Source organism: Pseudomonas sp. WMBT8 (assembly GCF_050916005.1).
GTDB lineage: Bacteria > Pseudomonadota > Gammaproteobacteria > Pseudomonadales > Pseudomonadaceae > Aquipseudomonas.
Map to the genome: position 1 here is coordinate 3902931 of NZ_CP188096.1, position 21386 is coordinate 3924316.

Annotated in this window: 3 protein-coding genes; all 3 read right to left on the minus strand. The window is 65.4% G+C overall.

What is annotated here, in order from left to right; genetic code table 11:
* Nucleotides 1-38: 38 nt before the first annotated feature.
* The 3 genes from ACO77H_RS17650 to ACO77H_RS17660 are packed head-to-tail and all read right to left on the minus strand — an operon-like array spanning nucleotide 39 to nucleotide 21230.
* Nucleotides 39-3209: a non-ribosomal peptide synthetase gene (locus tag ACO77H_RS17650; RefSeq protein WP_432754374.1), complete on the minus strand. Its 3171-nt coding sequence runs from the start codon at nucleotides 3207-3209 to the stop codon at nucleotides 39-41.
* Nucleotides 3206-8944 (minus strand): amino acid adenylation domain-containing protein, encoded by a 5739-nt coding sequence (locus tag ACO77H_RS17655; protein WP_432754375.1) that lies wholly within the window; start codon nucleotides 8942-8944, stop codon nucleotides 3206-3208. The genes ACO77H_RS17650 and ACO77H_RS17655 overlap by 4 nt, the downstream gene beginning before the upstream one ends.
* The gene (locus ACO77H_RS17660; RefSeq protein ID WP_432754376.1) at nucleotides 8937-21230 is read right to left on the minus strand and encodes a non-ribosomal peptide synthase/polyketide synthase; all 12294 of its coding nucleotides are present in this window, start codon (nucleotides 21228-21230) and stop codon (nucleotides 8937-8939) included. Before ACO77H_RS17660 ends, ACO77H_RS17655 begins: the two co-directional genes overlap by 8 nt.
* Nucleotides 21231-21386: the final 156 nt, after the last annotated feature.

A 21386-nucleotide genomic window follows, 5' to 3' on the forward strand; every position in this document is an offset into this window, starting at 1 on the left:
GTGCGGGCGCTGACTGACCGCCAGCGCCCGCAACCGTCTCAGCTCTGCACTGCCGCCTGTTGGCGCGCCTTCTCCAGTAACGCGGCCTTCTCCTCTGGGCTCAATGCATCCAGGCGCAAACGTGCCTGGGCCAGTTTTTCCAGTTGGCCAGGGCTGTCTTCCTGGGCGCGCAGGGCCTGGGCCAGCTCGCCGGGGCTTGGGTGGTCGAACACGATGCCGGGATGGACTTCGCAGTGCAGCAGTTTGCGAATCCCCGCCACCAGCTTGATCACCAGCAGCGAATGGCCGCCGGCGGCAAAAAAGTCGCGGTCGCGGCCCAGGCGGTCACGGCCCAGCAACTGGGCCATGCGGCTGGCCAGCAAGGCTTCAAGGGCGTCCTGGGGTTCGGCGAAGTTGTCGTCTTCATCGATGGGCTCCAGGCGCTGCAAGGCCTGGCGATCGACTTTGCCATTGCCCAGGCGGGGCATGTGCTGCACCACTTGGTACTGACGCGGCACCATCACCGCCGGCAAGTGCTCGGCCATGTGCTGCTTGAGGGTTTGCAGCCAGTGCGCTGGCGCGTCCTGGCTCGGCAGTACAAAGGCTACCGGCTCATCCTGCGCCAGCAGCACCACGGCTTCACTCACTCCTGGGGCACGCAGCAGGTGTTGTTCGATCTCTGCCAGTTCGATACGGAACCCGCGCACCTTCACCTGGTGGTCGCGCCGGCCATACAGGGCGATACCGCCTTGGGGCAGGTAACGGGCCAGGTCGCCGCTACGGTACAGGCGCTCGCCAGGGGCGAACGGACTGCTGATAAACGCGGCATCGGTCTGCACCGGGTCATTCAGGTAGCCTCGGCACAATTGCTGGCCGCCGATATACAGCTCACCCAGTTCACCGCTGGCCACCAGTTGCTGGTCCTCGTTGAGGATGTACAACTGGTTGTTTGGCAGCACCCGAGTCAGGGCAATCGCCATCTGCTGCAAGTCGTCCGGGCTGATCCCATGCACGGCGACGCCGACGGTGGTTTCGGTGGGGCCGTAGTGATTGAACAGGCGGCAATCGGCGCGCAGGTTGAAGATGCGCGCCACCAACCCCTGGCCGATGGCCTCGCCGCCGAGGATCAGGGTCGCCGGTACTGTCGGCTGCGGTGCTTCGAGCAAGGCCGCAAGATGGGACGGGACGATTTTCAGACAGTCGATGCCCTGGGTCTGGATAAACGCTGCAAACGCCTGCGGATCCTGCATCGTGGCTTCATCAGCGATATGCAAGGTGGCGCCGTTGTACAACGCGCCAAACAGGCTGGTATTGCCCAGGTCTGCGGCGACGGTTGAGCCCTGAGCGAAGTGCCGGCAGGCGGCCAGGTCCAGCTCACCGCTGACACCCGCGACATAGTTGAGCAATTGCCGATGCTCAACCACCACGCCCTTGGGTACACCGGTGGTGCCGGAGGTAAACAGCACATAGGCCGCGTCCTGGCCTTGCAGGTTCGCGCTCGGCCCTTCCGGCAACGGCTGCTGCACCGGTTGATCGAGATCCAGCACCGCACAGCCCAATCCATCCGGCGCCGCGCCCTGGGTGACCAGCAGTTGCGCGCCGGCCTGCGCCACCAGTTGGGCCTGGCGGGCCGCGGGCCAGCTGGGGTCCAGCGGCAGGTAGGCGGCCCCTGTGCGCCAGGTGGCAAGAATGGTCAGCACCTGGGCCACGCCGCGCGGCAACGCCAGGGCGACGATACCGCCCGCAGTAACGCCGTGCTGGCGCAGACGGCCGGCCAGTTGGCGCACACCGGCGTCCAGCCCGGCATAGCTCAACGATTGCCCACCCGCCACCAACGCCAGCGCATCCGGGGTGATTTCGGCCCAATTGAGAATATGCTCGGGCAACAGCACCCGCTCTTCCAGCACTTGGGTCGCAGGATTGAATGCCAGCAAGCGTTGGCGCTCCGCTTCCCCCAACAGGCTCAAGGTAGCGATGGCCGCGTCCGGCTGCTCCAGCACACTGGCCAGCAGCACTTGATACTGCGCCAGCAGCGTGTGCATCGATGCCTGGCTGTACACGGCGGCGGCATAGTCCAGCGACAGCCCGGTAACCGCGCCGCCCTCCTCCACATCGACATTCAGCGCCAGTTCAAACAGCGGCCGCAGATCAGCACTGTAGGCGCCACTCCAAGTGCATGCCCCCACTGCGCGCGCTGCCGGCTGGCGGCGCACGCCAAAGCCATGGGTCAGCGGCAGGCCAGCGTCGAGCGGCGCATATTCCTGCCAGGTGCCATGGCTGTCCAGCACCCCCGCCAACTGCGCCAGGACGCTGCTGAACGAGGCCGTCGGCGCCAGGTCGAGGTGCAGCGCCAGGGTTCTTTGCAACAGGCCCACGGTCGGCGCGAAGAACTCATAGTCCGCGCGCGCGTCATGCCGCAGGCCTGCGACAAACCCTTCGCGCCCGCTGATCCGCGCCAGCAGCACCCACCAGGCGGCTTGCAAGAGCGTGGTCACCTGGGTGCCGTGCTGGGTCGCCAACTGGCCCAGGCGCGCCAACACGCGCGGGTCAAGGTCGGTACTCAGGGACTGCCCAACGGCCTTGCCCTGCACGGTATTGGCGTAGCGGCCCGGCAAGTCCGGCGCCAGCGCGCCAGCGCCCGCCAGGTAGGTTTGCCAATAGGCCTTGGCGGTATCCGCGTCTTCGTCAAGCACCACTTCTGCGTGCCATTCCAGGTACTGGGCAAACTGCCCCAGTTCCTCGTCCACGCTGCAACTGCCCTGCTCATAGGCTGTGCACAGGTCTTGATAGAGAATTTCCAGGCTGGCCTGGTCGCCGATAAAACCCGCCAGGCCCAGGGTCAGTTGCCAGTGCTGCGTGTCGATACGCTGCAACAGGCCCTCAAAAAACACTCCGGACGCCAAGCTCACCGGGCGCTGACACCACAGCGCCAGGACCTGCGCGGTGTTACTGGACTCATCCACCGCCAGTGCCCCATTCGCCGCCCCGGCATCAAAGAACTGCCGCAGGCCACGGTAACCGGGCGCGGTCGCCAAACGCGCCGCGAGCGCTGTGTGACGCTGGCGCAATCCACTAAACGCCGCTTGCAGCCGTGGCACATCGAGCGCGCCGCTGATCTGGATAGACAGCAGGTGCGCAATGTCGCCCCAGCTCGCGCCGCCCTGGGCGTCCAGCACCCGCTGCTGCTGTTCGGCGAGCAGCGCCAGGCCTGCATCGTTAAGCGTACTCATGCGTCAGTCCCTTCAGTTTGCATACGTGTGGAGGGCACTACCGTTTCCAGGTCGCGCCGTTCGATCATTTCGCCCATGGCCACGACGATTTTGCGTGGGCCTTCAAAGGGGTCGCGGGCGTGGGCGGCGAGCATGTTGTCCAGCAGGATCACATCGCCCTTGCGCCAGTCAAAGCGCACCGCACAGGCCTCGTAGAGTTCGCCCAGTTGCTGCATCACCGCGTCTTCAATCGGGCTGCCGTCGCCGTAGTACACGTGGCGCGGCATCCGCTCGGGGCCGAACAGGCCCAGCAAGTCGTCGCGCACATCGGGGTCCAGGCAGTAGATATGGTGCAGTTGCACCTGGTTGAAGAAGGTTTTCTCGCCGGTGCCCGGGTGGGTGATGATCGCCGGGCACGGGGTGCGGATCTGCAGTTCGTCGTTGTCCAGCCAGGTCCACTGGATGCCAGCCAGCGCGCAACGCTGCTCGACCTGGGCGCGGTCTTCGGTCTTGAAAAAATGCTGCCAGGACACGTCGAGCTTGTCGGCAAAGGTGCGCACATACAGCAGGCCCTTGCTTTCGAAGGTATCGCGCAACGCTTGCGGCAAACGCAGGTACATCTGCCGGCAATCGACCACCGGCGTGGCCCCGCCCACGGGCGACGGTTGCTCACAGAAAAACAGCTGCTTGCGCGGCCAACGATCCTGGTGCGAGCTCTCGTTATGGAACAGGATCATTTTCTTTTCCGGGTAAGGCGTGGAGCGATAGGTGTTCTTGCCGCCCTCTTTCTTCGGCAAGTCGCCGTACTGGCCATACAGGCCCGGCTGGACGGCTTCCGCAAAGGCCTCGAAGTCGTGGATGTCACGCATGGCGAAGCCACGGAACAGGATCCCCGCATGCCGCGCGAGCTTCTCTTCGACCAGGGCGCGATTGGCCTGGACCCAGGTCACCAGGTCGAGCCCCGGGTCGTTGGGTTCCATCAGCAACGGGAACACCTGGTCGGCGTTCAACAGCGATTCACGCATCGCCGGCAGCGGGGCCCTGGCCACCGGGCTAGATGGTTTCTTGAGGAACTTGCCCAGCTTGTCGGCCTTCGGGCTGGCAGGTGCGGCAGGAGCAACAGCGGTATTCGACGGCATGATGATGTCCCCTAATCGGATGTCTGGATCCATGACAATCTGTTGAAGAATTCCCATCCAGGCGCTCACAAGTTCGGTGATGCGCTCTTGTTTGAATAAGTCATTGGCGTACTGCCAGGTGCCCTGCCACTGGCCGTGGTCTTCGTCGATAAACAGCGCCATATCGAACTTGGAATAACCGCCCAGGCTGGGCACCATTTCCACCGCAATGTCCGCCAGGCCCGCGCTGTGCACCGGCAGGTTGTTCATCACGAACAGCACTTGCACCAAGGGGTTGAAACCCTTGTGGCGCGGCACGTTGCTGGCTTCGGCGATCATGTCCAGGGGCAGGTCCTGGTGTTCGAAGGCACTCAGGGAGGTTTCCCGGGCCGCGGCGAGGAAATCGCTGAACCGCGCCCGGGCGTCGAAGCGCGAGCGCAGGGGCAGGATGTTGACGAAGAAACCAATCAGGCCTTCCAGCTCGGCATGCTGACGCCCCGCCACATCGGCGCCCACCAGCAGGTCGTCGCTGGCGGCGAGGCGATGCAGCAACACCTGGAATGCGGCCAACAACGTGGTGTAAGGCGTGACACCCTGGCGTGCGGACAGGCTTTTCAGTGCCTCGCCCAACGCCGGCGGCACGCTGAATGACTCGCTGGAGCCCTCGAAGGACGGCATCGGCGGCCGCGCAAAGTCTGTCGGTAGCAGCAGTTGCCCAGGGTGACCGGCCAGGGCGTCCTTCCAGTAGCCGGCCTGTTGCTGCAACACCCCGGCCTGTTCCAACTCCAACTGCCATTGGGCGTAGTCACTGTATTGCACCGCCAGCGGCGGCAGATCGATGCCACGCCCCAGCTTGAGCGCAGCGTAGTGCTGCACCAGTTCACCCACCAGCACCGCCATCGACCAGCCATCGGAGATGATGTGGTGCATCGAATACAGCAGCACATGTTCATGGGCGCCCAGGCGCAGGATCTGCCCACGGAACAACGGCGCCTGCGCCAGGTTGATCGGGCGCCGGGTATTGTCCAGTGTGGCCTGGGCGACCTGGGCTTCCTGTTCGATACGGTCCAGGTGCGACAGGTCGACCACGGCGAAGTCCACATTCACTTCAGGCGCGATCACCGCCAGTGGATCGCCGTCATCGTCGGCGACATAGGCGGTACGCAGCACCTCATGGCGTTGCACCACGCACTTGAGGCTTGCGATCAACAACGCCAGCGAGACTTCGCCACGCAAGCGCAACGCCAAGGGCATGCCATACGCGCCGTTGCCGGCCGAGAACTGCTCGGCCACCCACAAGCGCCGCTGGGCCAGGGACAAGGGCGCAGTGCTGCGCGGGCCATGGGCGTGCAAGGCGATTTGCGCCGGCTGCACAGCCGAACGGCTTGCCAGCAATGCGGCAAAATCTTCCAGCACCGGGGCGTTGAACAGGTCACGCAAGCCTGGGTTGCTGGCCAGGGTTTGCTTGAGTCGCGCGATCACCTGGGTGGCCAGCAGCGAGTGCCCGCCGAGCTCGAAGAAGTTGTCGCTCACCCCCACTTGCGCCAGGCCCAGCACCTGCTGCCAGACCTCGGCGATCTGCTGCTCCAGGGCGTTGCGCGGCGCGATGTAGTGTTGCTGCAGGGCGCTGGCATCCGGCGCCGGCAACACTTTGCGGTCGAGTTTGCCGTTGGGAGTCAGCGGCAGGCTGTCGAGGAAGACCCAATGGCTGGGCACCATGTACTCCGGCAGGTCGCCCTTGAGCTGACGCTTGCACGCCTCACGCAGCGCCTGCTCATCGCTCACCGCTTGCACGGCAACCACGTACGCCACCAACTGCGGATGGCCAGCGACGTCCCGCACCACCACGGCGGCTTCGCGCACTGGCGGTTGCTCCAACAGCCGCGCTTCGATTTCCCCCAGTTCGATCCGCAACCCACGGATTTTCACCTGATGGTCCACGCGACCGATGTACTCGATCACCCCGTCCGCGCGGTAGCGCGCCAGGTCGCCGGTGCGATACAGGCGCGCGCCGGGCGCACCAAATGGGTCAGGCAAGAAGCGTTCGGCGGTGAGTGCCGGGCGCTGGAAATAACCTCGCGCCAGGCCGTCGCCGCCAATCAACAATTCGCCGGCGACCCCGACCGGCACCGGCGCCAGGTTATCGTCGAGGATATACAGGCTGGTATTGGCAATCGGCCCGCCGAGCCACGGCTGTGGCTGGGTTGGCGTGAGTGGGTACTGCGCCGACCAGATGGTGGTTTCGGTCGGCCCGTAGAGGTTCCACACCTGGGGCGAGAGCGCCAAAAGTCGGGTCGCCAGCTCCAGGGGCAGCGCCTCACCGCCGCACAGCAGCTTGCAGCCCTTGAGGGCCTCGGCCTGGGGGTGATCGAGCAGCATGCGCCACGTGGAAGGCGTGGCCTGCAACACGCTGATGCGCTGCTGCTTGACCAGGGCCAGCAAGGCTTGCGGGTCGAGGTTGATGTCCTGCCCGGTCAGCACCAGGGTCGCGCCGACCAGCAGCGGCCCGTAGATTTCCAGGCCGAAAATATCGAACGAGAAGGTGGTCAGCGACAGCAACCGGTCCTGGGCGTGCAACCCCGGCTGGCGGGCCATGCTGCACACAAAGTTGGTCAGCGCACCATGGCGCACCATCACGCCTTTGGGCTTGCCGGTGGAGCCGGAGGTGTAGATCACGTAGGCCAGGTGTTCGGCGGTGCTGCGTGGCAGTGGGTTTTCGCAGCTGTAGCCATCGAGCCACGCACCCGGCTGGTCCAGGACCAGCGCACTGACCCCGGCCGGGATCGGCAAGCGCGCGAGCAACGGCGCCTGGGTCAGCAGCAGGGCCAGGCCGCTGTCTTGCATCATGTAGGCCAGGCGATCCTCGGGATACGCCGGATCCAGCGGGATGTAGGCACCACCAGCCTTGAGAATCGCCAGCAGCCCGAGCACCAGGTCGACGCTGCGCTGCACCGCGATGCCCACCAGCACATCCGGGCCCACGCCGGCTTCGATCAAACGATGGGCCAGGCGGTTGGCCTGCTGGTTGAGCTGGGCAAAGGTCAACGACTGTGTATCAAACACCAACGCCACAGCGTCCGGAGTACGGGTGGCCTGGGCCTCGATCAACTGATGGATGGCGCTGTGGCGAGGGTAGTCGGCGGTGCTGCTGTTCCAGCTTTGCAGTGCCAGGCGTTGTTCGGCGGCGGTAAGCATCGGTAGTTGGCCAATGCGCTGGCAGGGGTCATCGAGCATGCCCTGCAACAAGGCCTGCCAGTGCCGCGCCAGGCGCTCGACAGTCGAGGCGTCAAAGATGTCGGTGGCATAGGTGAGAGCCGCCGACAAGCCATCGGGCCCGTCGAAGGTATTGAGAGTCAGGTCAAACGGCGCACTGCGGTTTTCCGAGTCGACCGGGGTGCACAGCAACCCGCCCAGGGGCTGGCCATCGGCAAACCGGCCAGCTTCCATCTGGTGGTTGAACATGACCTGGAACAACGGCGTGTGCAGGCTGTTGCGCTCGGGTTGCAGCGCCTCCACCAACTGCTCGAACGGCAGGTCCTGCCAGGTCTGGGCCTCGTGGGCGGCGGCCTTGACGGTCTGCACAAAGTCCGCAAACGGCTGCTGGCTGTCGAGCGTGGCCTGCATCACCTGGGTGTTGACGAAAAAGCCGATGACCCGCTCCGTCTCGGCGCGGTTGCGGTTGGCGGTGGGCACGCCGACGCGGATATCCGACTGGCCGCTGTAACGGTGCAACAGCACCTGGAACGACGCCAGCAGCAACATGAACGGGCTCACCCCTTGCTGCTGCGCCAGGCCCTTGAGGCCATCGCTCAGGGCGCGGTCCAACGCCAGCGGCAGCGTCGCACCCTGCTGGTCCGGCGGCCCCAGGCGCGGGCGATCCACCGGCAGTTCAAGCAGGACATGCTCTGTGCCCAGTCTGCCACGCCAGTAATCCAACTGCCGGCGCCCTTCCCCGGCCTCCAGCCATTGCCGCTGCCAGGCGGCATAGTCGGCGTACTGGATGACCGGCGCCGGCAACGCGCATGGCGTGCCCGTAACCTGGGCGATGTACAGCGCCAGTAGCTCATCGATCATGATCTGCATCGACCAGCCATCGGTGACGATGTGGTGCAACGTCAGCACCAGCACATGCTCATCGTCCGCCAGGCGCAACACTGCGGCACGCAATAACAGATCGTGTTCCAGATCGAACGGCTGGCTGCTCTGCACCTGGACAAACGCCTTGATGACAGACTCGGGGTCGCCCGCCGCAGCGTCCTGTACCGCAAGTTCCAGCGCGTCAATCGGCCGAATGATGCACAGCACCCGCTCATCCTCTTGCACAAACCCGGCGCGCAGCCCTTCATGACGCGCCAGCACCTGCGACAGGCTGCATTGCAGCGCCTCGACATCCAACTCGCCCTTCAAACGCAGGGCCGCGCAGATGTTGTAGGCACTGCCCAGGGGGTCGAACTGCCAGAGGAACCATTGCCGCTGCTGGGCATACGACAGGGCCTGGGGCCCGGTCTCGCTGGCCGGCACAATCGGGAAACGCGCGACATTGACCCCCTGTTGTTCCAGCTTGCTGAACAGTTGCGCGCGCTTGGGTGCGCTCAAATCCTTGATGCGCGCCACCAGTTCCGCAGTTTTGTTAAGCATTGCTTTCCTCCAGGTTTTCCTGCTCCAGCTCATCGAGGGCATCGAAGATCAGGTCAAAGTCATCGGCCAGGCCATCGCCCTGGGCCGCGTCGGCCAGGGTTTTGGCCAACGCCCCAAGGCTGTCCTGGGCATAAAAGTCCTTCACCGCCACGTCCACCCCAAGCACCGCGCGCACGCGAGACAGCATCACCACCACCTGCAGGGAGTGCCCGCCCAGGTCGAAGAAGTTGTCGCCAAGCCCGATACGCTCGACCTTGAGCACTTGCTGCCAGATTTCGGCCAGTTGCTGCTCGAGCGGCGAGGCCGGTGCCACATAGGCCCGCTGCATTTGGCTGACGTCCGGCGCCGGCAAGGCCTTGCGGTCCAGCTTGCCGTTGGGGGTCAGGGGCATCTGCGTGACAAACACCAGGTGCGCCGGGACCATGTAGTCGGCCAGATGCTGCTTGAGGCCGGCCTTGATCGACTCGCGCAACGCCGCGTGCCGTTCGGGGCTATCGCTAGGTTCGGCGAGCACCACATAGCCCACCAGTTGCGGCCCGCTGGGTCCGTCCAGGGCCAGCACCGCCGCTTCCCGCACAGCGTCCTGGGCCTGGATGCGCGCCTCGATTTCCCCCAGTTCGATGCGAAAACCACGGATTTTCACCTGGTGGTCCAGGCGCCCGAGGTATTCGATCACCCCTTCGGCGCGGTAGCGCGCCAGGTCGCCGGTGCGATACAGGCGCTGGCCGGGCGCACCGAATGGGTCGGGCAAGAAGCGCTCGGCAGTCAGGCCTGGACGCTGGAAGTAGCCGCGCGCCAGGCCATCGCCGCCGATCAACAACTCGCCGGGCACGCCGACCGGGGCCAACGCACCGTCCTGGCTGAGGATGTACAACGCGGTGTTATCGATTGGCCGCCCCAGCCATGGCTGGCCGTCGAGGCGGTGGGCTGCCGACCAGATGGTGGTCTCGGTCGGGCCATAGAGGTTCCACACCGCGCCGCCGAGGGCGAGCATGCGTGCCGCCAGTTCGTCGGCCAGGGCTTCGCCACCGCAGAGCAAGGTACAACCCTGCAACGCCGCCACCTGCGGGCTGTCGAGCAACATGCGCCAGGTCGAGGGCGTGGCTTGCAGGGTGTTGACGCGCTGGCTCGCGACGGTGCTGAGGATCGCGTCCGGATCGAGGGTGGTGTCTTTGTCCACCAGCACCGCACAGGCGCCGACAGTCAGCGGCAGGTAGATCTCCAGGCCGAAGATATCGAACGAGAACGTGGTCAGCGAGAGGATCCGTTCACCCGCCGCAAGCCCCGGCTCGCGGGCCATGCTCGCAATGAAATTGCCGAGGGCGCCATGGGGCACCATCACGCCTTTGGGCTTGCCGGTGGAACCGGAGGTGTAGATCGCATAGGCCAGGTTGTCCGGCCCGGCCGACGCCGGTGGGTTGTGGCTCGGGTAACCGGCGAACCAGCCCGCCTCGCCCTCCAGCACCAGCGCCTGCACGCCGCCCGGAATCGGTAGCGAACCAAGCAGCGGCGCCTGGGTAATCAATAACCTCAGGCCGCTGTCTTGCATCATGTACGCCAGGCGATCGGCCGGGTAAGCCGGGTCCAGCGGCACGTAGGCGCCACCGGCCTTGAGGATCGCCAGCAGGCTGATGATCATCGGCAAGCCGCGCTCCACCGCAATCCCCACCAGACGATCCGGCCCGACACCTTCGGCCAGCAACCGATGCGCCAGTTGGTTGGCCTGCTGATTAAGCTCGGCATAGGTCAGCGACTGTTGGCCAAACACCAGCGCGACGGCCTCGGGGGCCCGCTTGGCCTGGGCTTCGAACAATTGATGAATGCACTGCTCGCGCGGGTAATCGACCGCCGGTGGATTCCATTGCGCAACCACCTGTCGTTGACGGGCCGCACCTTGCATCGACAAGTCACCCAGCGCCAGTTCGGGCTGATCGAGCATGCCCAACAGCAGGCGGCTGAAATGCTCGCTGAGTTCATCGATGGTGCCCACGCTGAAATGGGCGTGGATGAAGCGCACATGCACGGTCAGGGTTTCCCCCAGGCTGACCAGCAGGCTCAACGGATAGTTGGTCTGCTCGACACTGCGCACCTCACCGAACACCAGCCCCTGGGGTGCGCCACGCTTGAGGGTTGCGGCCACCGGGTAGTTTTCAAATACCAGCAGGCTGTCGAACAGCGCGTCACCACTGTGCCCGGCCCAGCGTTGGATATCGAACAACGGCGTGTGCTCATGCTCGCGCAGGGCCAGGTTTTGCTCCTGTACGGCGTGCAGCCATTGGCTGACCGTGTGCTCGGCACGCGGGCTGGCAATCACCGGCAAAGTGTTGATGAACAGGCCAACCTGCTGCTCGATACCCGCCAGGTCAGCCGGGCGACCGGCGACCGTGGCGCCAAAGGCTACGCTGTCCTGCCCGGTGTAACGCTGCAACAGCAACAGCCATGCGGCCTGCACCAGGGTGTTGGGGGTGACTTTCTGCTGGCGGGCAAACTCGCCCAGGCGGCGGGTTTGCGTCACATCCAGCGTCAGGTAATGATCGCCATGACCACCGGCCAGCGCCTGCGCCGGGTCGCTGACCGCCTGGGCCAGCAGAGTCGGCTCTTCCAGTGCCGCCAGGTTGGCGCGCCAGAACTGTTGGCCAGCCTGCTGATCCTGGCGTTGCAGCCAGGCGATGTAATCGCGATAGCGCCCCACCGACGGCGTCGGCACCTGGCCGTCATAGCGTTGCAGCACCTCGCCCAACAGCTGGGAGTTGCTCCAGCCATCCATCAGGATGTGGTGGTGGGTGTACAACAATTCGCAACGACGCGCGTCCAGGCGCACCAGCACCAGGCGCAACAACCCGGGCTGGTTCAGGTCAAAACCCTGGGCCAGCTCGGCGGCGGCCAGCGCTTGCAGCGCCTGTGGCTGGTCGCTGCGTTCACGCCAGTCGAGCACGCTGAACGGCACTTCAAGCCGCTTGTGCACCACCTGCACCGGTTGCGGCAAACCACCCTGCCAGGTAAAGGCGGTGCGCAGGATAGGATGAGCATCGACCGCTGCCTGCCACGCCGCCCGGAAGCGTTCGGGATCGAGGCCGTCGATGCTGACCTGCATCTGGTTGACATACTCGCCGCCTTGCTCCAGCAGGCTATGGAACAACATGCCCTGCTGCATGGCCGACAGCGGATAAATATCCTCGATGGCGTCGCAGGCGTCGGCCAGGGTATCCACTTGCACCTGGGTCAACGCCGCCAGCGGGAAGTCCGACGGGGTCACGCCGTGATGGCCGGCGCTCGTGCAGTGTTCAATCAGCGCCTTGAGCTCCGAGGCCAGGACGTCGGCCAGTGCCTGGATGGTGGCGGCGTCGAACATCTGCTGGCTGAAGGTCCAGCCCAGGCACAACTCGCCGTCGAACACCTGCCCGTTAAGGGTCAGCCAGTTGCCCAGCGGCGCGTCCGGGTGCTGCTCAAGCCCGGCACGTTCGCCACTGGGTACGAACAGTGCGGTGTGCTCGCCTTCAAGGCTACTGTCGAACTGGCCCAGGTAGTTGAAGGTGATACGCGGCACCGGCAGTGCCGCCAGGGTGTGCCGCACCGATGCGTCGCCCAGGTAACGCAAGGCGCCAAAACCCACGCCCCGATTGGGGATGGCGCGCAGTTGCTCCTTGACCTGCTTGATCGAATCGTCCAGCGCCTCGGCGGGCACCAGGCGTACCGGGAACAGGCTGGTGAACCAACCCACGGTGCGGGTCAGGTCCAGGTGGTCGAACAGCTCTTCACGGCCATGGCCTTCGAGCTGGATCAACACTTCACGGCGCCCGGTCCAGCGCGTGATGACCCGCGCCAATGCCGTCAGCAGCAGGTCATTGACCTGGGTGCGATAGGCCGCTGGTGCGTCCTGCAACAGGCGCCGGGTCAGGTCGGCGTCCAGGCGCGTATCCAGCGTAATGCCGTCGCGGCTGCGCAGGCTGGCGTCCACCCTGGCGCCCGGCAGGTGGTTGTCGGTGCCGTGCAGTGCTTGCCAGAACGCAACCTCGGTGTGTAGCGCGGGACTGCGGGCAAGACCTTGCAGTTGCTCGGCCCAGGTTTTGAACGCGGTGGTCTTGGCCGGCAAGCTCACGGTGGGCTGGCGGTAAGCGTCCTGCAGGTCTTGCAGGAGGACGCGCCAGGACACGCCGTCGACCACCAGGTGATGGATGATCACCAGCAGGCGCTGGCTGCCATCAGCCTTGTCGAACAACACCGCGCGCAGCAGCGGACCTTGTTGCAGGTCCAGGCTGGCCTGGGCCTGGTCGGCCAGCGCCTGAAGCTCGGCGTCGTGATTGACCCGGTGCTGCCAGAGCAGCTCCTGGGTTGACGCCGCGCCGTGGCTGGCGAGCCACTGCGCACCGTCGTGCTGGAAGTTCAGGCGCAGCGCATCGTGATGGGCGACCAGCACCTGCAAGGCCTGGGCAAGTCGCGCCCCATCCAGGGGCTGGCGGGGTGTCAACAGTACGGACTGGTTCCAGTGTTGGCGCTGGGGAATATCCTCGTCGAAAAACACCTGCTGCACCGCCAGCAACGGCATGCCACCGACCACCGGACCCTGGTCGATGCTCGGCAGGCCATCGCCACTGCGGGTGACACTGGCCAGGCCTTGAATGGTCTGCTGCTCGAACAACGCCTTGGCAGTGAAGTGCAGCCCCGCCTGACGGGCTCGACTGACCACCTGCATGGACAGGATCGAATCACCGCCCAGCTCGAAGAAGTTGTCCCCAAGCCCCACCCGCGGCAGGTTCAACACTGCTTGCCAGATAGCCGCCAGTTGCTGCTGCACGGCGGTGACCGGCGCCACATAGTCCTGCTGCAACAGGCTGGCGTCCGGCTTGGGCAGGGCCTTGCGGTCGAGCTTGCCGTTGGGGGTCAGCGGCAAGTGGTCGAGCAGCATCCAGTAGGTCGGCACCATGTAGTCCGGCATGTTCGTCTTGAGACTGGCCTTGAGGCGCTCGCGCAACCCAGGCTCGGCCTGCGCCGGCACGATATAGGCCACCAGTTGCTGCGCGCTCGCGCCCTGATGGGCCAGGACTACCGCGTCACGTACACCGGGCTGTTGCAACAGGCGCGATTCGATTTCGCCGAGTTCGATACGGAAACCACGGATCTTCACCTGGTGGTCGATCCGCCCACAGTAATGCACCACCCCCGCCGCGTCGCGTCGCGCCAGGTCGCCACTGCGGTACACGCGGCTGCCGGCCACGGCGGCGAATGGGTCGGGAATGAAACGCTCGGCAGTCAGTGCCGCACGCTGGTGATAACCCTGGGCCAAGCCCTCGCAAGCGGCGATGCACAACTCACCGACCACGTCATCGGGCAGTGGGTTGGCGTCGCGATCGAGCACATACAGCGCCCGACCCGGCAAGGCACGGCCAATCGGCACACCATTGGCCGCGTCGGCATCCATCAGTTGGCACAGGTGGGTGCTGGACACCACCGTGGCTTCGGTCGGGCCATAGGTGTTGAGCAAGCGCACGCCGCCTAGGCCTGCGGCGTGCCAGAGCTTGAGCCCTTCCACCGACATCGCCTCGCCCCCCACATGCACCTGGCGCAGTTGCCCGCGACTGCGCTGCGGGTCGGCGGCCCAGTCCTGGGCCAGCAGGAACCAGTACGCCGCCGGCAAGTCGGCCAGGGTCACGCCGTGCTCGATGATCTGCTCGTACAGGGTCACGGTGTCCCAGGTGTCGTCACCGCGCAGCACCAGGCAGGCGCCTTCGCACAGCGGCGGGAAGCATTGCTCGACAAACCCGTCGAAGCTGAATGTGGCGAATTGCAGCACCCGCTCCTGAGGGGTGAGTTGCGAGTACTCGGCGGCTATCGTGCAGAACTCGCGCAGCGCGCCATGGGCGATGGACACCCCCTTGGGCTGCCCGGTGGAGCCGGAGGTGTAGATCACGTAGGCCAGGTGCTCGGCCAGCGCCAGGTTGGCGAGGTTGGTGCACGGATAGTCGCGCTCCGATCCGTCGAGCAGCAGGCACGGCACGCGTGCATCGGCCAGGGCGTCGTCGAGCACGCCGGGCTGGCGCAGCAGCAGATCCATGGCGCTGTCATCAATCATGTAGGCCAGGCGTTGGGCCGGGTAATCAGGGTCCAACGGCACATAGGCGGCGCCGGCCTTGAGGATCGCCAGCAGGCTGGCAATCATCGCCCCACCGCGACGCACCGCCAGCCCGACGCGCTGGCCGGGCACTACACCCTGCTCGCGCAAGCGATGGGCCAGGCGGTTGGCGCGCTGATTGAGCTCGGCATAGGTCCAGCGCTCGTCACCGCTGATCAAGGCCAGGGCATCCGGGGTCGCCGTAGCGCGGCGCTCGATACGCTGGTGCGCCAGCAACGGGTCGACGGCCGGCTGCACCGCCGCCTGCTCCAGGGCCGGAGCGCGCAGGCTCAGGTTGCCCAGTACCTGGCCGTGCGCCTCGACAAACTGCTCAAGCAGTTGCAACAGGCTCGCGCCGATAGTGTGTATTTGCTGCGGGCTGAAGGCGGTCCGGGCATAGCTGAAGTCCAGGCTCAGGGTTTCACCCAACTCGATGCCCAGGGTCAGCGGATAGCTGGTCTGCTCGTGGTTGTGCAGCCCGCTGAAGCTCAAGCCGGCCGGTGCGCCGGCTTGCAGCGCCTGGGACACCGGGTAGTTTTCGAACACCAGCAAGGTGTCGAACAGTGCACTGCCCGGCTGCCCGGCCCAGCGCTGGATGTCGTACAGCGGTGTGTGCTCGTGCTCGCGCAGGACCACACTGTGCGCCTGCACCTGTTGCAACCAACTGGCGACGCTCTGGGTGGCCTCCGGGCTGCAAATAATCGGCAACGTATTGATAAACAGCCCGACCTGCTGCTCAATCCCCGGCAAATGGGCCGGACGCCCGGCCACCGTGGCGCCAAAGGCCACGCTCGGCTGGCCGCAATACCGTTGCAGCAAAATCGCCCATGCCGCTTGCAGCAGGGTGTTGAAAGTGACCTTGTGGTGCCGCGCGAACTCCCCCAGCCGCGCGGTGGTGCTGGCGTCCAGCAGCAGGTGGTGACTGGCCTGACCGCTGCCCCCGCGCGGCGTCGGCAGAGCGTTGGCCAGCAGGGTCGGCGCGGCCAGTGCTTGCAGTTGCGCGCTCCAGAATTGCTCGCTGGCCTGGGGGTCCTGGGCCAGCAGCCAGCCCACATAGTCGGCATAGCGCCCGGTGACCGGCGCCGGCACCTGCCCGGCGTAACGTTGCAGGACTTCGCCCAGCAACTGCGCGTTGCTCCAGCCGTCCATCAGGATGTGATGGCTGGTGTAGATCAGTTCATAGCGCTGAGCCGCCAGTGGCACCAACACCAGGCGCAACAACGGCGCCTGGTGCAGATCGAAACCTTGTTCACGCTGTTCAAGGGCCAGTTGGTCAAGGTCGTCGGGGGCGACGTCGAGCACCGTCAGCGGCAGTTGCACCGCACGCTGGATCGCTTGCAACGCCTGCGCCTGGCCTTCCCAGACAAACCGCGCCCGCAGTACTTCGTGGCGCTCTAGCACCGCTTGCCAGCATTGGCCAAACCGCTCCACGTCCAGGCCATCGATGGTCAGGCGCAGTTGGTTGATATAGGCGCCAGCCCCGGCATCGTAGGCACTGTGGAACAGCATGCCCTGCTGCATGGGCGACAGCGGATAGAGGTCCTCGATCTGCGTCAGGGGCAAGCCCAGGCCTTCCAGTTGTGCCTGGTCGAGGCTGACCAGCGGGAAGTCCGAAGGCGTGGCCCCGCCCTGCTGCGGGTCAAGGCAGTGTGCGATCAGCTCGTGCAAGGTCCGGGCGCAATGATCCACCAGGGCCTGGATGGTCTCGCGACGGTAGACTTCGCCACTGAAACTCCAGTCCAGTTCCAGCTCGCCGGCGTACACCCGCCCTTCCACGCTCAGCCAGTTGGCCAGGGGCGCCTCCGGGCTCTGGGCCTGGCCGCCGCCTTCGCTGGCCGGTACGAACAGCGCATCATCGCCAAACTGCTGGTCGAACTGCCCCAGGTAGTTGAAGGTGATCCGTGGCTGGGCCAGCGCCGCCAGCTCTTGAGCCGCAGCACCGTAGCGCAGCACGCCGTAGCCAATGCCTTTGCGGGGCACCTGGCGCAATTGCTCCTTGATCGCCTTGAGGGTCGCGCCCGCCTCGTTGCCAGGGGTCAGGCGCAGCGGGTAGAGGCTGGTGAACCAGCCGAGGGTGCGGGTCAGGTCGATATCATCGAACAGCTCTTCGCGACCATGGCCTTCGAGCTGGATCAGCGCCGAGGGGTGGCCGGTCCATTGGCAGATCGTGCGGGCCAGGGCGGCCAGCAGCAGGTCGTTGACCTGGGTGCGGTAGGCCGCCGGCGCCTGTTGCAGCAGTTGCCGGGTGTGTTCACGGTCCAGGCGCAGGCGGATGTGTTCAGCCACCGCCTGGGTTTGCCGGCCGTGGGGATTATCCCGTGGCAAGTCGCTGGCAGCGCCCTGCAACTGCCCGCGCCAGTACGCTAACTCGGCCAGCAGCGCCGGGCTGCGGCTGTAGTCGTCCAGGCGCGCGGCCCACTGCTGGTAGGCACTGGTCTTGTGCGGCGTGGTCAGCGGTGCGCCGGCCAGGCCCTGGGCGTAGTCGCGCTGCAAGTCTTCCAGCAGCACACGCCAGGACACCCCATCCACCACCAGGTGATGCAGCACCAACAACAGGCGCTGGCTGCCATCGGCCATGTCCACCAGCAAGGCCCGCATCAACGGGCCGTGTTGCAGGTCCAGGCTGGCCTGGGCCAGATCACACTGCTCGCGCAATGCCTCGACGCTGGCGGCCTGGCGCTGCCATAGCTCCACCGTCGTGGATTGCGCATGCGCTTGCTCCCAGCCCTGCCCACCCTCGACGAAACGCAGGCGCAAGGCATCGTGTTGTACCACCAACGCCTGCAACGCAGCGGTCAGTGCGGCGACCTGTATCGGCTGGCGCGGGGTGAGCAGCAGCGATTGGTTCCAGTGCTGGCGGGCGGGAATGTCCTGGGCAAAGAACCATCGCTGCACCGGGGTCAGCAGCACCGGGCCTTGGGCCGGGCCTTGCTCGATGGCCAGTGTCGACACTTCACGGGCGGCGGCGGCCAGGCTGCGCAGGGTCTGGTGGCGGAACAGGTCGCTGGGCGCCAGTTGCAAGCCGGCCTGGCGGGCGCGGCTGACCACCTGGATCGAGACGATGGAGTCGCCGCCCAGCTCGAAAAAATTGTCATCCAGGCCAATCTGCGGCTGGCCAAGAATGTCCTGCCAGATCCCGGCCAGCAGCAATTGCCGAGGCTCCTGTGGTGCGCTGAAGACCTGTACCTTGGCCTCGCCGGCCCGTGGCAAGGCCTTGCGGTCCAGCTTGCCGTTGGGGGTCACGGGGAATTGCGCCAAGGCCATGGTTACCGTCGGCAGCATGTATTGCGGCAGGGTTTCGGCCAGATGCGCGCGCAGGGTCTGCTCAAACGCACCCTGGTCTTCAGGCATCGTCGCCGGTACCACATAGGCCACCAGCAAGCGGCCATCCTGGGCAATCACCAGCGCTTCCTTGACCTGTGGGTGGCTGAGCAGACGGGCCTCGATTTCCCCCAGCTCAATGCGCAGGCCACGGATCTTCACCTGATGGTCGATACGCCCGACGTACTCGATCACCCCATCGGCGCGATAGCGGGTCAGGTCGCCGGTACGGTACAGGCGCTCGCCGGTGGTGGAAAAAGGATTGGGCACGTACTTTTCGGCGGTCAAGGCTGCCTTGCCCAGATAGCCACGGGTGATCCCGGCGCCGGCCAGGTGCAGCTCGGCAGCGGCCCCGGTAGGTACGGGCTGCAGGTCGGCGTCGAGGAGGTAGGCCTGGGTGTTGCTCAACGGTCGGCCAATACTCGGCTGGCCCAAGGCTTCGCGTGGCGTCCAGGTGGAATAGGTGGTGTCTTCGGACGGGCCATACAGGTCATAGACCTGCTTGATCGACGCCTGCTGGTAGAGGCGGTCCACCAGGGATTGCTTGAGCGGCTCGCCGGCCAGGTTAATGATGCGCACGCTCTCGGGGATCTGCCCGGCGCGCTGCAAGGCATTGATCGCCGACGGCACGGTGTTGATCAGGCGCACCTGGTCGCGGGCCGGCAGGTCGGGCAGTCCCAGGGCATTGCGCGCGAGGATCAGCGAGCCGCCGTTGGCCAGGGTGACGAAGATTTCCCACACCGACAGGTCAAAACACACTGAGGTCGAGGCCAGCACGCCCTGGATATCTTCGCGGCTGTACACCTGCTGCGACCAGTGGATCAGCGCCAGTACGTTGCCATGGGCAATCGCCACGCCTTTGGGCTTGCCGGTGGAGCCGGAGGTGTAGATCACGTAGGCCAGATTATTGGGCGCCACGGCGGTGACCGGTGCTGTCAGCGGATAGCCGGCCAGTTGATCCATCAGTAGCACCCGGGCCTGAGTCTGGGGCAAGTCGGCGAGCAACTCGGCCTCGGTCAGCAGCACCTGGGCGCGACTGTCTTCGAGCATGTAGGCCACGCGGTCGGCGGGGTAATCCGGGTCCAGCGGCACATAGGCGCCGCCGGCCTTGAGCACCCCGAGCAAGGCGACGATCAACGCGTCGGAACGCTGCATGGCCACGCCGACCCGCACTTCAGGGCCCACGCCCAGCTCGATCAGCTGATGCGCCAGTTGATTGGCCTGGCCGTCCAGTTGGCGATAGCTCAGGGTCTTGGCGCCGTAGGTCAGGGCCAGGGCATCCGGTTGACGCTCGACCTGCTCGGCGATCAGTCGATGGATGCTGCGCTCTTGCGGGTACTCAGAAGCTGTGGCGTTCCAGTCATGGATCTGCTGCTGGTAGTGCGCAGCGTCGAGCATCGGCAGTTCGGCCACGCGCTGCTGCACGTTGTCGACCATGCCAGCGAGCAAGTGGCTCCAGTGGCGGGCCATGCGTTCGATGGTGGCGGGCGTGAACAGGTCGGTGGCGAAGGTCAGTGCGGCCCGCAGGGTGCCGCCCTGCTCCCAGGTGTCGAGGCTCAGGTCGAATTGGGTGGTGCGGCTTTGCCACTCCACCAGGCTCAAGGACAGGCCGGATTCCAGCACCAGCGCCTCAAGATCAGCCACCTGCGGCTGATGGTTGTACAGCACCTGGAACAGCGGCGTGTGGCTCAGGCTGCGCTCCGGCTTGAGGGCTTCGACCAGGCGTTCGAACGGCAGGTCCTGATGGGCCTGGGCGCCGCTGACCACGTCCTTGAGCACCTGCAATAAGTCACTGGCCCGCGCCTGCCCATCGACGTGCGCGGCCATCACTTGAGTGTTTACGAACAGGCCGATCAAACCCTCGGTTTCACCGCGATGCCGGTTGGCAATCGGCACGCCCACCCGCAGGTCGGTCTGGCCGGTGTAGCGAAACAGCAGGATCTTGAATGCAGCCAGCAGCACGGTGAACAACGACACATTCTGCTGGCGCGCCAGCAAGCGCGCGCCCTCAGCCAGCGGCGCCGGCACCGCGAACTCATAGCGTTGGCCCTGATGACTGGCCACGGCTGGGCGCGCAAAGTCCAGGGGCAACTCCAGTACCGGGTGCTCATCGCCCAGCTGCTCGCGCCAGTAATCCAGTTGCCGCGCCTGCTCCCCGGCTTCGAGCCAGCGACGCTGCCACAGGGCATAGTCGCTGTACTGGATCGGCAGGGCCGGCAGTTGCGGCGCCTGGTTGCGCTCAAAGGCGTCATAGCAGCGGATGAACTCGTCGATCAGCACGTTCATCGACCAGCCGTCCGAGACGATGTGATGCAGGGTCAACAGCAACACATGCTCCTGCTCGGCAAGCCTGAGCAATTGCACACGCAGCAGTGGGCCCGTGGCCAGGTCAAAGGGCTGCAGCGATTGTGCGGTAGCGGCGGCCATCACGGCCTGTTCGCGCTCGGCCAGTGGCAAGTTGCCAAGGTCCAATGGCTCAATCGCCAGCGCCGGTTTGCAGGGCACTTGCAACAGGCGCTCATCGGCCTGGCGCTGGAACACCGTGCGCAGGGTTTCATGGCGTGCGACCAGGCTGGCAAACGCCTGCTCGATGGCTGACAGGCTCAAACGGCCCTTGAGGCGCACCGCTCCCGGCAGGTTGTAGGCGGCGCTGGCCGGATCCAGTTGCCAGAGAAACCACATGCGCTGCTGGGCGTAGGACAACGCCTGACGGTCCTCGGACTCGACCTGGGCCGGAATCGGAAAACGCGAAAAATCGATCCCTTCCTTTTGCAGCGCCTGGAGGAACATCTGGCGTTTTTCCAGGGGCAACCCGATAAACCGGCGAGCAAGTTTCAAGGAGTCTTCAGCGTTCATTTCTTGGGATCCGGAGCAATAGGCAGGAAGCACAAAGGCACGTCGTCCCTATAAAACGAATCCAGACAGGAAAAATTAGCGCAGGCGAGTGCAGTCATCGGGCGTTACATCAAACCCGACAGAGGCCCGCGAAGGCGTCCTATCATTGACGGATTA

Coding starts and splice junctions, on each gene's coding strand:
- ACO77H_RS17655 (WP_432754375.1), bottom strand. CDS start 8,944: ATGCTTAACAAAACTGCGGAACTGGTGGCGCGCATCAAGGATTTGAGC.
- ACO77H_RS17660 (WP_432754376.1), bottom strand. CDS start 21,230: ATGAACGCTGAAGACTCCTTGAAACTTGCTCGCCGGTTTATCGGGTTG.
- ACO77H_RS17650 (WP_432754374.1), bottom strand. CDS start 3,209: ATGAGTACGCTTAACGATGCAGGCCTGGCGCTGCTCGCCGAACAGCAG.